The 15,643-nt window shown below is 49.2% G+C and carries 10 protein-coding genes and 1 rRNA gene; 10 read left to right on the top strand and 1 reads right to left on the bottom strand.

The features are described 5' to 3' along the window. A 23S ribosomal RNA gene (locus ACFYU8_RS30380) occupies positions 1 to 90 on the top strand; the annotation flags it as partial. Positions 91 to 371: 281 nt separating this feature from the next. Here ACFYU8_RS30380 and ACFYU8_RS30375 read toward each other — a convergent pair. After that, entirely contained in the window at positions 372 to 1,913 is a 1,542-nt protein-coding gene (locus ACFYU8_RS30375; protein ID WP_390306863.1) for a hypothetical protein, read from the bottom strand. A 143-nt stretch (positions 1,914 to 2,056) separates the two neighbouring features. Between ACFYU8_RS30375 and ACFYU8_RS30370 the strand changes: the two genes are divergently transcribed. From ACFYU8_RS30370 to ACFYU8_RS30330, 9 genes are all read left to right on the top strand, one after another. Further along, the gene (locus ACFYU8_RS30370) at positions 2,057 to 3,460 is read left to right on the top strand and encodes a sigma-54 interaction domain-containing protein (RefSeq protein ID WP_390306861.1); all 1,404 of its coding nucleotides are present in this window, start codon (positions 2,057 to 2,059) and stop codon (positions 3,458 to 3,460) included. Between the two features lie 200 nt (positions 3,461 to 3,660). Continuing rightward, positions 3,661 to 5,010, top strand: coding sequence for a 4-aminobutyrate--2-oxoglutarate transaminase (gene gabT, locus ACFYU8_RS30365; protein WP_390306859.1), 1,350 nt, complete (start codon positions 3,661 to 3,663; stop codon positions 5,008 to 5,010). A gap of 27 nt (positions 5,011 to 5,037) precedes the next feature. Continuing rightward, a complete protein-coding gene (locus ACFYU8_RS30360; RefSeq protein ID WP_390306854.1) occupies positions 5,038 to 6,462 on the top strand; it encodes an aldehyde dehydrogenase family protein in 1,425 nt (474 codons plus the stop codon). Positions 6,463 to 6,726: 264 nt separating this feature from the next. After that, positions 6,727 to 8,181: a polysaccharide deacetylase family protein gene (locus tag ACFYU8_RS30355; protein ID WP_390306852.1), complete on the top strand. Its 1,455-nt coding sequence runs from the start codon at positions 6,727 to 6,729 to the stop codon at positions 8,179 to 8,181. A 35-nt stretch (positions 8,182 to 8,216) separates the two neighbouring features. Continuing rightward, positions 8,217 to 9,530, top strand: a complete 1,314-nt coding sequence (locus ACFYU8_RS30350) for a nucleotide sugar dehydrogenase (protein ID WP_390306850.1) — start codon at positions 8,217 to 8,219, stop codon at positions 9,528 to 9,530. Positions 9,531 to 9,556: 26 nt separating this feature from the next. After that, on the top strand, positions 9,557 to 11,440 hold the full coding sequence (locus ACFYU8_RS30345; protein ID WP_390306848.1) for a glycosyltransferase: 1,884 nt from the start codon (positions 9,557 to 9,559) through the stop codon (positions 11,438 to 11,440). A 42-nt stretch (positions 11,441 to 11,482) separates the two neighbouring features. After that, positions 11,483 to 13,243, top strand: coding sequence for a polysaccharide deacetylase family protein (locus tag ACFYU8_RS30340; protein ID WP_390306846.1), 1,761 nt, complete (start codon positions 11,483 to 11,485; stop codon positions 13,241 to 13,243). Between the two features lie 27 nt (positions 13,244 to 13,270). Further along, entirely contained in the window at positions 13,271 to 14,335 is a 1,065-nt protein-coding gene (locus ACFYU8_RS30335) for a glycosyl hydrolase family 18 protein (protein ID WP_390306844.1), read from the top strand. 444 nt (positions 14,336 to 14,779) lie between these two features. After that, positions 14,780 to 15,613 carry an undecaprenyl-diphosphate phosphatase gene (locus tag ACFYU8_RS30330; RefSeq protein WP_390306842.1) on the top strand — a complete coding sequence of 278 codons (834 nt, stop codon included), beginning with the start codon at positions 14,780 to 14,782 and terminating at the stop codon, positions 15,611 to 15,613. Positions 15,614 to 15,643: the final 30 nt, after the last annotated feature.

Here is a 15,643-nt window from a genome sequence, read left to right as displayed (position 1 = left end):
CCCTCATAGACGATGAGGTTGATAGGTTCGGTGTGGAAGCGCGGTAACGCGTGGAGCTGACGAATACTAATCGGTCGAGGACTTATCCACAAATTTAGCAATTGATCATGCAGATCCAGTTTTGAATGAATGAAGAAGCCATTCCTTTAAGGGATGGCTTTTTTTATGATAAGTACGAACCAAATACGTTCCTTGCGAAGGTAGAAGTGGAATTGAAGAAACATCGCAATGGTATTTGACAACCGGCAAAAACGCACGAATGAGCTGAGAAGATTAATTCCCGCAGTTGCATGAGTACGTGGGTAATCCAAAAGAATGCCTAAGCACCAAAAGCCGCCTTCCTGTAGGAGAGGCGGCGTCTTTTTTCTCACTCAAAAATCACGCGTCTGATCAAAAATAGCAAACAGCTCGTCCACATCTACTTTCACACCCGCAGTAGCCAAATTCCGTTTTGCCGACTGAAGCAGCTCATCGAGCACAACGAAAATTTCTTCCCGCTCAACTGTTTCAATAAAGCCAGTCCGGCGATCCATTTTGTTTAACGTCTCTGTATACTCTTTGACCAATGCACACAAAGCAGTTTGTATTTCTTCCGCATTCGTCTCGTTGTCGTTACTCTGCTTTTCAAGCGCACTAATCGCGGTGTTCATTTTTTTATAGAGACTGGCAGCCTTGTTGGCGTTGGTTGTTGAGATGTGCTCCCTGCCATCCCAATCGCGAAACGGATTGGTCAAATTATTGGCCAGCCATTCGGGCTTGCGCGGCTTGGTGATGGACAAATCCAGCCCATTTTTCACTTCTTTTTTGTAGGCGGCTTTAATGATCTTGGCCGCTTCTGCTGGGAGGCTTGTCATCCAGAGCGAGGAGAGCTTGGGACATTGATCTGGCGAAGGGAACTCGTCCCCTGAGAAGCCAAACAGATCGTAGGTCGTAAACGTCAGTAGCTCCTTCAAATGCTTGATACTGCCCAGATTGCTGAGGGTTCCAGGCTTGCCCCACAGACGGATGTCCTGGAGCGAGGGATACCGCTGGACGAGTGGCTGCAAATCCAGCTCCGTCACATTACGCAGATGGAGTCCTCCTAGATGGTCCAGTCCGCGGTGAAGCGGCAGCGAATCTGAGAACGAGGCGGTTAGCCAATACCCATTCTGCTCGGCCTCTATGAACAGGCTTGATGAAATGGCCTTGTCCAGTATGAGCTCTCTTAAACCATCGTTCAGATGCAGGGACTCCAGCCCGTCCGCGTTTTGGAGAGAGAATTTACTAAGATGGCTTCCTGTCAGATCAAGAGAGGAGCCATTGGCTTTTTCCAGGTGAAGCTCCAGAATAAACGGATTGCTTTTGACGAAGGCAAGTAAGGAATCGGTGGGCTCCTCTGCATAGATGCGTGTCAGGCAAGGGAGCTTTTCCAATTCAGAGATGTCTGTCAGGCTTTGCAGGATGTCAGCATGAATGATGTTGATTGATCGGCCCAAGTTTTTGCCGCCTAGTGAAATCATCGTGTCATCATTTGCAGCTTGTTTGAAGTGCTGGCGACGCTCCTTGGGAATTTGATTCCATTTATGTTGACGGTAAAGGCTCCCTCCGACATCCCAACTGCCGTAACTCCTTGTCTCTTCTGTCACGAGAGGCGGTACATTCCCTACTTTTATGTAGCCTTTGGGCACCACTGGATCAACATAGATGTGATCGAGCTTGTTGTTCCAGAAGAAGTAGTCGCAATATAAGGGCCTCATCTGGTGCAGCTCCGATTCATCAGGCAACGTGTCGCTGCTCCAGTCCAGCTCGAGGATACTGATGAGTGAATTGGCTTTACTCGAGCCAGGTTCTTCTACCGATGTGACCTGACAAGCTGTATACTTTTGCAGCTTCTCGACAAAAACACAGTAGATGTCTCCGACTGTGGGCGTCATTTCTACCATCCTTTCCATCTCGCAAGGCTGTTGTTATCGTTATTTTTACATATTTTTCATATGTTGTCGTTGTTCTTGTTGTTTTCTATAATGAAAAAATAAACAAAGATCGGACACAATGGCGTGTGAGAGGCGGCGAAGAGATGAAGAGAGAAGAGAGCACGGAGAAGTGGATGAGCCGCGTATTGGAGGCCATTATTGAAACGTCGCGCGATCATTTGTTAATCACGGACCCTGAGGGCTACATCCGGCTGGTTGGCGATTCGTCCTATGAGATGTACGGCATCGGGAAGGAAGAGCTTTTTGGCAAAAACGTCATCGAACTGGAAAATAGGAAGGTTTTTTCTCCTTCTGTCACCCGAAAAGTCATGGATGCCAAGACACAGCAGACGATCATGCAGGAAATACCCGGAGGCCGAAAGCTGATGGTGACGGCGTTTCCCGTCTGGAACGAGGATGGCAGCATGCATTCGATCATCAGCTATTCACATGACCTGACGGAAATTATGGAATTGAAACGGCGCTACGAGGGTCTGACAGAGCAGCTCAAGCAGTTTGAAACCGAGATTGAGGAGCTGCGCGAAAAGCACCAGGAGGGCTTCGTGGCAGTGAGTCAGCCGATGCAAGCCATTGATCGTCTCATCAAAAAAGTCGCGGCTGTCGATTCGACTGTCCTGATACTCGGAGAATCGGGTGTAGGGAAAAACGTGATCGCAAAAGAAATTCATCGCAATAGCCGTCGTGCGGGTGGGCAATTCGTGGAGATCAACTGTGGCTCGATCCCGGAGGGCTTGCTGGAATCCGAGCTGTTTGGCTATGAGGCTGGTTCGTTTACAGGAGCCGCCAAGCATGGGAAGCAAGGGATTATCGAGATGGCGAACCAGGGGACTCTCCTCTTGGACGAGCTGGGGGAGCTGCCGCTGACCTTGCAGGCCAAGCTGCTGAAGGTGATTCAAGAAAAACGGTTGCAACGCGTTGGGAGCACACAGTACCGCGACGTGGATTTTCGTCTGATCGCCGCCACCAATCGCGATTTGGAGAAGATGGTGAAGGAAGGGAAGTTCCGGCAGGACCTGTATTTTCGCCTGAACGTTGTCCCGATCCACGTCCCGCCGTTACGAAATCGGCCTGAGGATATTGCGGCTCTCCTGAAGCGCGTCGTCCGCTCGCTCAATGAACGATACGGAATGAATAAGCGTCTGGACCCTGCGGTGACGCATGCCTTGATGCAGTACGAGTGGCCTGGCAATGTGCGCGAGCTGGAGAACGTCTTGGAGAGAATGGTGGTCACAGCGGACGAAGATGTAATCACTTCTCTGCATCTGCCTGCGGAAATCAGGATGGCAGGGGAAGAACAGACAGCTATGGAGCCGAGTCTGGCCACTTCCAAGATGTCGCTTCGGGAAGCGCTGGAGCAGGTAGAGGAAAAATGGCTGCGCTATGCATCCGAGCACTGCCGGACAACGGGAGAAATCGCGGAGTTTCTCGGCATTAGCCAGCCATCTGTCGTGCGGAAGCTGCAAAAATATCGGATTCGTTCCAGGTGATTCAAAAATGAATAGTTTATTCAAAAATGAATCGGACATTCTGAGGTTTTTGATTCAAAAATGAATAATTAGATAGAACTGGGGCGCCGGAAACGCGAATTCATCAAGCTCCGGCGTTTGGCACAGGTATTGCTACATATCGTGGTTGAGTTTAACAAGCAACCAAACCAATACCATCTCGAATGAGGAGAGGAAACGATATGTCCAAACAACGTCAATTTGTAAACGTAGCTGCTGGTGTGCCAGGTCCAAAGGGAGCGGCCCTGATTGAGAAAAGAAAGCAGTTCGTTCCAAAAGGTGTCGGCAACAATACCCCTGTTTTTGTAGAGTCAGCTTCAGGTGCATTGGTTACGGATGTAGATGGCAATACGTACATCGATTTTGCCGGAGCGATCGGTACACTAAATGCAGGACATTGCCCGCCAGAAGTAGTTGAGGCACTAAAAGCGCAGCTGGACAAATACATCCATCCTTGCTTCCATGTAGGCATGTATGAGCCATATGTGGCTTTGGCTGAGAAGCTGACGCAAATCACGCCAGGCAGCTTTGAAAAGAAGACGATGCTCGCAAACAGCGGGGCAGAAGCAGTAGAGAACGCGGTGAAAATCGCTCGCAAATACACAGGACGCCCAGGCATCATTTCCTTTAGCCGCGGCTTCCATGGTCGTACGCTCCTGGGCATGTCACTGACTTCCAAAGTGAAGCCGTACAAATTCCAGATGGGCCCATTCGCACCAGCTACGTATAAAGCGCAGTTCCCGTATCCACTGAACAAGCCGGAATCCATGACAGATGATGAGTACGCGCAATTCTGCGTGCGTCAGTTCGAGGACTTCCTCCTGACTGAAGTCGCACCAGAAGAAGTGGCTGCCGTGATTATGGAACCGATTCAGGGCGAAGGCGGCTTTATCGTTCCACCTGTGTCCTTCGTGCAAGGTGTCTATAACATTTGTAAAAAGCATCAAATCCTATTCATTTCCGATGAGATTCAAACAGGCTTCGGACGTACAGGCACTATGTTTGCGTCTACCCAATTTGGTATCGAGCCAGATATCATCACCATGTCCAAATCAATCGCGGCAGGCTTGCCCATCTCTGCGGTTACGGGTCGCGCAGAAATCATGGACGCGCCAAATCCAGGAGAGATCGGCGGTACCTATGGAGGAAGCCCGCTTGGCTGCGTAGCGGCGTTGGCGGTCATTGAGAAAATGGAGCGCGAAGACTTGTCTGGTCGTGCACAGGTGATCGGCGACCAGATCAAGGAGCATTTCCACGCGTTGCAAAAAGAGTTCCCTGTGATCGCAGAGGTGCGCGGGCTGGGGGCGATGTGCGCCGTAGAATTTATCGATCCAACCACCAAACAACCAGCGAAAGAACTCGTTGCTGGCTTGACCAAAGGCTGCTGCGAGTCTGGCGTCATGGTGCTTTCTGCTGGCGTCCATAGCAACGTGCTGCGCTTCCTGTCTCCATTGGTCATTACAGACGAGCAACTGGAAGAGGCGCTGGACATTATGACGGATGTTCTAAAGAGCCAATACGTTACGAACTAAAACGCCCGAGGGGGGTTCTCCATACTCATGAAAAAGCATCTCTACATCAACGGACAATGGAAAGAAGCAAAAGAATACGTGCCGCTCTACTCTCCGTATTCTGGGGAGCTGCTGGCTGAAATCGCTCAGGCAGACGATCATGACGTCGATGAGGCAATCAAGGCGGCCAAAGCAGCAGCCAAAGTCATGGCGAAAATGCCAGCCAGTCAGCGCGCTTTGATACTGGAGGGTGCAGTTGCGATTATGGAAGCACGCAAGGAGGAACTGGCGGTCATCCTCGCACAGGAAGCAGCCAAGCCACTGCGCACGGGTCGTGTAGAAATCGCTCGGACGATCCAGACCTACAAGTTCGCAGCAGAAGAAGCGAAGCGCATTCACGGTGAGACGGTGCCGCTCGATGCTGCACCGGGCGGCGAAGGACGTCTCGCTTTTACCGTGCGCAAGCCTATCGGTGTGGTAGGCGCGATCACGCCTTTTAACTTTCCATTCAATCTTGTAGCACACAAGGTCGGGCCTGCCATTGCCGCAGGAAATACTGTCGTGTTGAAGCCAGCGAGTCAGACGCCGCTTAGCTCGCTGATCCTGGCCGATATTTTCGCAGAGGCGGGTTTGCCAGCAGGAGGGCTCAATATTTTGCCTGGAAAAGGAGCAGTCGTAGGTGAAAAGCTGGTCAGTGACAGCCGAATTGCCGCGATCACCTTTACAGGAAGCCCTGCGGTTGGAATCGCCATGAAAAACAAAGCGGGACTAAAGCGCGTGACCTTGGAGCTGGGCTCCAATTCCGCGGTGATCATCGACCACAACGTAGAAATCACACAAGCGTTGATTGATCGTTGCGTGACGGGTGCTTTCTCCTTTAGCGGTCAAGTGTGCATCTCTCTGCAACGTGTCTATATTCACCAGAGCAAGTACGAAGAGTTCCTGGAGAAGTTCAAGGCTGGCACAGAAAAGCTCGTGCTGGGTGATCCGTTGAGCGAAGAGACAGACATGTCCTCTGTGATCTCCGCCAAGGATCATGAACGCATGGGAGCATGGGTACAGGAAGCAGTAGAAGCAGGCGCACATGTAGTTACTGGCGGGATGCCTGTCAGTGAAAACCTCTTTGCTCCTACGATTCTGACGAATGTGGGCGCACATGTTGCCGTCTCTTGCCAAGAGGTATTCGGTCCAATCGTAGTCGTTACACCGTTTGAGACGATGGACGAAGCGATTGAGGCAGTAAATGACTCTCGATTCGGCTTGCAGGCAGGCATCTATACGAGTGACATTCACGCGGCTATGCGGGCAGCTGAAGAGCTGGAGGTCGGAGGCGTGATGATCAACGACATTCCGACGTTCCGCGTGGATAACATGCCATATGGCGGTGTAAAAGACAGCGGTTTTGGCCGTGAAGGCATCAAGTATGCCGTCGAGGAAATGACCGAACTAAAATTAATCGCGATCAAGCTGTAGCAGGTGAAAGACGAGTCCAATGTGGCTCGTCTTTTTTTTGAAAGTAGCCTCCTGAAAGCGATACACAACCAAAGCACAAATTGTCATAAATGAAACCGCTTCATATGGTTGTTAGGCATAGGTGGTTATGTTAGGCTAGCGTGTAGAGGCAGACTATGTTCATTTCTGTGCAAAAAGTGTTTGTTTACACTTTACTTGTTACGCAGATGAAATAGTCGTTTTTTTATGCGTAAAGGGCATTTCTTACACGAAAAGGGGACTATCATGATTAGTCATAATAAAGGGGTCAGTGGCTTCCGTTTATTCCACTGGATCTCACTTGTAGCGATAGTGGCATTGTTGGCAGGCTGTTCACCGTCTCAGAGGAACGACAGCAGTGCAGATGACAGCCCACAGCCAGTCAAACCAGAAAAAATCGAGCGTTACCAAGGGGAAAAGAGCAAGGCAGTGTCCATGGTCTACACGACGCAAAGACAGCTTGCTCTTACTTTTAATGGCATGGCAGATAAAGAAACGATGAAAAGACTGCTGGATGAACTGGACAAGTACCACATCAAGGCTTCTTTTTTCTTGCCAGGCATGAGGGTAGCCGAGGAGCCAGACATTGCGCGAGAGATTATTGCCAGAGGCCATGAGATCGAAAACAACACGTTGAACCAGTCGGATTTGCAGGGTCAATCCTACGAGAAAATGTACGAAGATATCAAATTGACCAATGATGTCATTAAACGAGAAACAGACAAAACTCCACGCTATATCAGAACGAAGTCGGGCGATTACAACGACGATCTGCGTTTGGTAGCTGCTCATAATGGACAAGAAGCAGTCGTGTCCTCCAGTCTGTTTCTGCACAATTGGCAAAAAGAGACGGAGGAGCAAAAAAGCCGCTATTTACGAAAATATATGAATCGCGGTGGCATCATTGCGATGGATACCGAAGAAAACAAGTCTGTAGTAGAAAACATCCGGCTACTCGCTGAGGCTGCCACCGATGTCGGTTACAGAATCGTCCCACTACATGAGCTGATTGCACAGGGCAAGGAGCGAAAGCCACTCCAGGAGATTGCTGGTTTTGATGCAGCGAAAATGAATAAGGCATATGACACGGCCAAGCCCAATCTCATCTATCGAAAAGAAACCGACAAAAAGCTGGTCGCCCTGTCCTTTGATGATTGGGGTACGGATCAAACGGTAACGAAGATTCTCGATATCCTGGACAAAAAAGGCGTAAAGGCTTCGTTTTTCTTGCGAGCAGATGGTGTAGAGCGAAATCCAAACCTGGCGAGAGCGATTGCGGAAGCGGGACACGATGTAGCTAACCACACTTATTCTCATCCGGTGAATACCAAAATTGCGCCGGAAGAATTGCAAAAAGAGATTGTCAAAGCCCATCAGGTCATTACCGAAGCGATTCAGCAGAAGCCGACGATGTATTTCAGACCGCCAACAGGGGCGTTCGACGAACAGACACTAAAGGCGGTTGCGGCAACGGGCTACAAAGATATTACGATTTATGATGTGACACCAACCGATTACGACAAGAAACGGAATGCGGACGATATCGTCAAAGCCATTATGGAGCAGACACGGAGCGGAAGCGTGATTCTGCTGCATATGCTCGATGATATTCACACAATAGAGGCGCTACCTATCGCAATTGACCAGCTTAGAAGCAAAGGATTCGCGCTTGTACCCATGACAGAGATGTTTGGCCAATAAAGCCAAAATACAACAGGGAGAGGGAGCCAGTGCTCATGAATTTGTACGAAGGGATTGTGGAGAGGAAAGAAAAAATTGCCGTCGTTGGTCTTGGGTACGTAGGCTTGCCGATTGCGATGGCACTATCCAAACGTGCTGCTGTGATCGGATTTGATGTAAACAAAGAAAAAGTAGCAGCCTATCAGAACGGAAACTTTCATGATGCTGACGTGGATCAGGAGCTGACGAGTGATGCAGCGATTGAATTCACGTCAGATGAAAATAGATTGCAGGAAGCGCGATTTTTTATCGTGGCAGTGCCTACTCCGATCAAAAGCGGAAATGTTCCCGACCTGAAGTATGTAGAAAGTGCATCTCGCATGGTTGGCAGACAGTTGAGAAAAGGGTCAATCGTCGTATTTGAATCGACGGTTTATCCGGGGGCAACTGAAGACGTATGCTTGCCGATCCTTGAGGCGGAGTCGGGCTTGCGCTGTGGAGTAGACTTCAAGATCGGCTATTCACCCGAACGCATCAACCCGGGAGACAAGGTAAACCGTTTGGAAAACATCGTCAAGATCGTATCAGGGATGGATGAAGAAACGCTGGGAATCGTGGCAAGCGTCTACGAGCTCGTGATCAAGGCAGGCGTTTATCGAGCAGAAAGCATCAAGGTAGCGGAAGCGGCAAAAGTGATTGAAAATGCTCAACGGGATGTCAATATTGCGTTTATGAATGAGCTGGCGATGCTGTTCAATCAGATGGATATTCCGACGAAGGCAGTATTGCAAGCGGCAGGAACCAAGTGGAATTTCCTTTCTTTTTCACCGGGCTTGGTCGGCGGTCATTGCATTGGTATCGACCCTTACTATTTAACGTACAAAGCAGAAGACAGCGGCTATCGCTCCCGCATCATTTTGGCAGCTAGACATATTAACGATGGCATGGGTAAATATGTCGCCCAGCAAATCATCAAAATGGCTGTTCGTTCGAAGCTCGATCTCAAGAATGTACGGATTGGCATACTCGGACTGTCCTACAAAGAGGACTGCGCGGATATCAGAAATACCAAGGTGACGGATATTATTGAAGAACTGAAGGAGTACGGGATCAACCCACTGATCGTAGACCCGATGGTGAATCCGCGGGAGGCATACGAGGAATATGGCATCGAAGTGTCAGAGATGGGGACTCTCCATGACTTGGATATTGTAGTTGTAGCGGTACCGCATGCTGCCTTTGCCCAGATGGAAGTCGCTGATTTTGCCGCGATGTACAGCAAGAGTGAAGTAAAAATCATGATTGATATTAAAGAGACCTATTCCAAAGCTGACTTTGAAAACAATGGATTTCATTACTGGAGCTTGTAGGCAGTGGAGGGGAGAGAGCGACAGTGATGAAACAGTTGATAGAGAAAATAAAGCCAAAAAAGAAAGAGAAAATCGAAGAAGTACTGACGGTTTCCAAAACGGAGAGGCGCGTGCTATCGAATGTGCCAGACCCAGAGAAAATTCGTGTCCAGGTAGACCGCCGCGGTGCTAGGGATACGAATGAGCCAGGAAACCTGAAGGACCCGGAATACTTGAATCGCATTCGGCTGCTGAGTCTGCGCTACATGGCGGATTTCCCGGTGACGCTATTGACCAAGAAACAGCGGGTCAAGGATGGGATCAGGGCCAGAGCTGTCGACATTTCATCAACTGGACTTTTAGTTGAACTAGATGCGGAGATGGAAGACATCCAGGTGGGACAAGTGTTTATGATCCATTGCACGATCCCGCCAGGTACGATGCCAGAAGGCTATGAGTCAACCGTGAAGCTGGATGCAACTGTCGTTCGCCGGTTTACGCAGGAAGAGGACGGGCGTCAGAAGTTCATGCTCGCCTTCGAGTTTTCCAAACCACTGACTGAGTATTTTCGTAAAAAGCGCTGGGGATATGCGATTTATATCGCAAGTGCTTCCCTGTTTGTCGCTGCGGCGTTTATCGTGCTTATGCGCGCGGAGAGCGTGATTTATTTCAAATACAACATCTACTTGTATTTGTACAGCTTGATTGCTGCTGCCTTTTTGCTGACACGGTATTTATTCGGTGCTCTTTATCGCGAGGTACCCGTCAATCCGGACTATACACCAGGCGTGAGCATCATTATTCCGTGCTTTAACGAAGAGCAGTGGATTCACCGGACGATTTTGAGTTGTGTCAATCAGAACTACCCGATTGATAAGCTGGAGGTCATCGTGGTAGACGACCGTTCGACGGACAGATCAGCAGAAGAAATTCAAAAGGTCATCGACATGATTCATAACGAGGCCGAGCGCTATATGACCCGCGAACGCGTAAAGATGCACATTCTTCCTGAAAACGGTGGGAAACGGGTCGCTTTGGTAAAAGGTGTGGAAATGGCAAAGCACGATTTGGTTGTTTTCGTTGATTCGGACAGCTTTTTGGAACCGACTGCGATCCGCAACCTCGTACAGCCTTTCCAAGACCCGAAAATGGGTGGTATCGCGGGGCGTACGGATGTGGAAAACAAGTTCACCAATGCGATCACCAAGCTACAAACGGTTCGTTACTACATTGCTTTTCGCATAATGAAGGCGGCAGAGTCGTGGTTTGACAGTGTGACCTGCTTGTCTGGGCCGTTGTCTTGCTATCGCAAGGAATTGATTTTGCAGCATTCCGAAGCATGGCTGAATCAAAAGTTTCTCGGGCAGCCCGCCACTTTTGGCGATGACCGAAGCATGACCAACTTCATTTTGCAAACACATCGGACAGGCTATCAGGATTCTGCGATTTGCTCGACGATTGTACCCTCAGACATGAACGTATTTTTGAAGCAGCAGATGCGCTGGAAGCGTTCGTGGTTGAGGGAATCCTTGCGTGCCAGCGGCTTTATTTGGCGCAAGGAGCCTTTTATGGCGATCTTCTTTTATATCGGTCTGATTGTTCCTATCGCTGCTCCCGTCATCGTACTGTACAACCTCGTATACGTTCCGCTCGTTCATCACATTTTCCCGGGTACGTTTTTAATGGGCTTGCTGTTGATGGCGCTCTTAATGAGCTTGGCCCATCTGTTTTTCCGCAGAAGCAAGCTGTGGATTTTCGGGATTGTCTTTTGTGTGTTTTATGAGCTGGTGCTGTTGTGGCAGATGCCTGTGGCTTGGGTAACATTCTGGAAATCCACTTGGGGTACGCGAGAAACGCCGCAGGACGTCGAAGCGAGATTGAAAAAAGAAGCCCGAAAGAAGAACAAAAAAGGCTTTGGACTGCCTTTTTAATGAGATGCGCGAAAGAAAAAGGGAGTGAGGGTGTCAGGAGTTATGGGGAAAACGACGAGCGATGTCTTGGACTATCGGAAAAAAGATCGCAATAAATTCATCAAGACACTGATCCAGGTCGCTATCTTAGTCGTCTTGGGTGTCATGCTATTCAATGCCGTATTTGATTGGAAGAAGTACGAGGAACCGAATAAGGCGAACTGGACGAATGAAAATGGCTTTATCGCCATCTCCTATTTTGGCGTAGGCCGTTCAGGTACACCGAAGCTGGTAGCCAAGAAGCAATTGGATGAGCAGCTTCAGGCGCTTTACGATCAAGGCTATCAAACCATCTCGCAGCAGGATGTTTTGGACTTTTACAAGGGGAAAAAGCCACTTCCTGAGAAGGCCCTGTTCTTGGCCTTTGAAGATGGTCGCAACGATTCGAGCTTGTTTGCCCAGCCGTTGTTGGAGAAGTACAACTTCAAAGCAACGGCATTGTCTTACGGAAACAAGATGGGGAATAGCGAAAATAAGTTTCTCCAGCCCGAGGACATGAAAAAAATGATGGAAAATGGCTTCTGGGAGCTCGGTTCCAACGGCTATCGGTTGACGTATATCAATGTGTTTGATGATCAGGGTAATTTCATCGGGGTGAAAGATGAGAGTGAATTATCGAATAAGACAAAGGTGGGCTACTATAACCACTACTTGATGGACTTTATCCGTGACAGCAATATGATCCCGATTGAAGACAGAAGCAAGATGGAAGCGAGAATGAACGAAGACTACAAGCTAATGAATGATACGTATATGGAGCAATTGGGCTTTGTCCCGGGAGCCTATATGATCATGCATGCGAACACCTTGTATGGCGGAATGAATCGCTTAGTAGCAGATGCGAACGACGCGAATATCAAAAAGTATTTTACGATGCACTTTAACCGGGAAGGAACCGCCTACAACGACAGCGAGGGCGATCTGTACAACCTGACCCGCGTGCAGCCAGAACCTTACTGGTACACGAATCATTTGTTGATGCGCATCCAAAAAGACACCGACGAGAAGATTCGCTTCGTTCGCGGCGATGAAGAACAGTCCAAAGAGTGGGACCGTCTCAGTGGTGCCGCACAATTTATGGAGGATCAGATCGTATTGACCTCTCCAGCTGCGGGCTCTGGCATGTTATATTTAAAAAACAGCGACAGCCAGAAAGATATCAAGCTTTCTGCCAAACTGGAAGGGAATGTGATCGGCAAGCAGTCCATTTATTTGCGCTATGATCGGGAAAAAGGTAGTTTCGTACGGGTCGTCTTGCATGATAATGAGCTGCGCGTCGAGCAGAAGAAGGAAAAAGGCGAAGTTCAGGAGCTTTTCAAGACGGAATTGAGCCAAGTGATTTGGAATCCTGAGGATTTGACCTTCGACCGTGCCTCTGTTTATACGAGAGAGCAGGGCGAGTCTGGTGCTCCCGAGCTGGAAAAATACCCGATCAACATTAAAAATACGCGTCCATTTGAAATTACTGTACAAGGTGACCGTCTCAGTGTTTCCGTGGACAAGACACCACTCTTGGATAAGCAACAGATCGACCCAAGCATTAGCAGCGGCGGTGTCGCGTTTGAAGCGGCCTATAGTGAAGTGAACAAAAAGGACGACATTTATGACGGGGTGTTTGCGGACGTACAGATTGGGTCCCTGGAGCAACCAAATGGTGAGCAGCAGATGCTGTTCAGTAACGTGCAGACAGGGCTTGCAGGAGTCGTCAGTTCGATCAAGAAAGCTTTTTCTGCCACAATGGACTGGGTCATCGACACCTTTTAAATCCGAAACAAGGGGGATCAGTGTAAGGTGTCAAACATCAAGAAACGATCGATCATATTGACTACTCTACTGATAGTAGTGTGTGTAGCCCTCTTATGGTACATGATGAAATGGAATGATACCGAGAGCTTGGAGAGTGTAGGTGCAGCCAACGACACGACGGAATTGTCTGCATGGGTGGTAGACTGGCAGTGGGAATCCGGATTGGAGGATTTCCGTAGGATGACGGATGGCTTGTCAAGTGTACAAGTCTTCGCGGCGTATTTTGATGAAAACGACAAGCTGCATTTTACTGACCGCATGACCAAGGCGATGCCTGCGATCAAGGAAGCCTCGAAGCAGGGCAGCTATGTCGATCTCGATTTGACCATTGTGAATGATCGTCTGAACAGTGATGGTACGCAGGTTCAAAAGGACCCGTCGATTGTCAGCCGGCTCATGGCGACAGATGCTAGCCGAACCAAGCACATTATGGAGATCAAGAATGCCGTGATCCAGAATGGCTTTCATGGTTTGGAAATCGATTATGAGAGAATTGACAAGAAAGACTGGGACAACTTCCTTACATTTATCCATACCTTGTATCAGCATATGGAGCAGGAGGGCAAGTCGCTTCGCATCGTATTGGAGCCGCGCGCTCCGATTGAAGACTTGGCATTGCCAAAGGGCCCTACTTACGTCATGATGGCTTATAATTTGTACGGTACGAATACAGAGCCAGGCCCCAAAGCCGATCATGAATTTATCGAGGAGCTTGCCCATCGCATGCAAAAAGTGCCGGGTGACAAGGTCATGGCCCTATCTGTAGGCGGATTTGACTGGGCTAGTGATGGAAAAGTGACGGCTGTGACGGAAAAGCAGGCAGCAGACCTTGCCATCTCGAGTATCGAGCCGCCAAAGCGGGATAAAGCGAGCGGAAGTTTGTACTTTGACTATATCGATGAAGACGGCAAAAAGCACACAGTCTGGTATGCGGATGAAGAGACACTGTCTCAATGGATCTCGGTCGCAAAGAAGGCGGGCATTGAGAAAATCGCGCTTTGGCGACTTGGTGACATGGGGGAAGGGACGTTGCAATATGTGAATCGGTAGGGGCTCTAGTGGGGGGAAGAAGCGAATTTCCAGTCTACGCTTCAGCCTACGCCCTGCAAGGGGGGATTCACTGTCCGCTTCGGAATAAATGGAGGGAGCGCTTCAAACCAGAAAACGCAATTGCGTTTTTGTATGTAATAAAAGCTGAAATTCCCCTCCATTTATTCCTACGCTGGGGCGGGCTCCAGAGGCGCTTGGACTGGAAATTCGCTTCTTCCTACGCGGCTTTTCGATTCACATCTTGCAGAGTTAAAAATAAATCAGGAAAAGCATGATGGTTATCACTGTGGGCACAACCCATCCGGGATTTGCTAGAATGTTTTTCTATCATGGTGTAACTTTGTACCAGAGATGAACGTTATAATGCTAGAAGCGGTAGTCTGCTCTTTTACAGGGCGGCTGCTACATATGATTTTGGACATTATTCATAGGAGCGTGAAATTTTTGAGTCTCTGGGAAGCTTTTGTCGCGATCATGCTGGGGTTGGTAGAAGGACTGACTGAGTTTGCTCCAGTCTCCTCTACGGGTCACATGATCATCGTGGATGACTTTTTGTTCCAAACGAAAGATTTGTTTTCACCAGAAGTGGCGAACACCTTCAAGATTGTCATTCAGCTCGGCTCGATTTTGGCTGTTGTCGTTGTGATGTGGGATCGCTTCATGAGCTTGCTTGGCTTGAAAAAGCTGGCGGGTAAGAGTGAGATTCCGGCAGGACCTCGACTGAATTTGGCTACGGTCATTGTCGGTTTGATTCCAGCGGGGATTCTGGGTGTTCTGTTTGACGACTACATCGATGAGTATTTGTTCTCCACGAAGACCGTGGTAATTGGTCTGGTGCTGGGCGCTCTGCTCATGCTGGCTGCGGATTGGTTCCGACCAAGGCGTGCCAAGATCGAATCGGTTGATCAAATTACGTACAAGCATGCCTTGCTGGTCGGACTCATTCAGTGCTTCTCCCTGTGGCCTGGCTTTTCCCGTTCGGGTTCCACGATCTCGGGGGGCGTACTGTTGGGCATGAGCCATCGTGCGGCGGCTGATTTCACGTTTATTATGGCTGTGCCGATCATGGCGGGCGCGAGCTTTTTGTCGCTGTTGAAGCGTTGGGATGCGATTACGATGGACAGCATTCCGTTTTTCGTCGTCGGTTTTATTAGCGCGTTTGTGTTCGCGCTTCTGTCGATCCGTTTCTTCTTGAAGCTGATTAACCGTATCAAGCTGACACCTTTTGCGATTTATCGCCTGGTGCTGGCAGCAGTTATTTACTTTGGGTTCATGTAAACATCAAAAAGACAAGAAAGGCTCCCAATT

The sequence above is a fragment of the Brevibacillus sp. NPDC003359 genome (assembly GCF_042878995.1).
Taxonomy (GTDB): domain Bacteria; phylum Bacillota; class Bacilli; order Brevibacillales; family Brevibacillaceae; genus Brevibacillus.
Note: the sequence above shows the minus strand (reverse complement) of the source record. Positions and strands in the feature narration are given on the sequence as shown.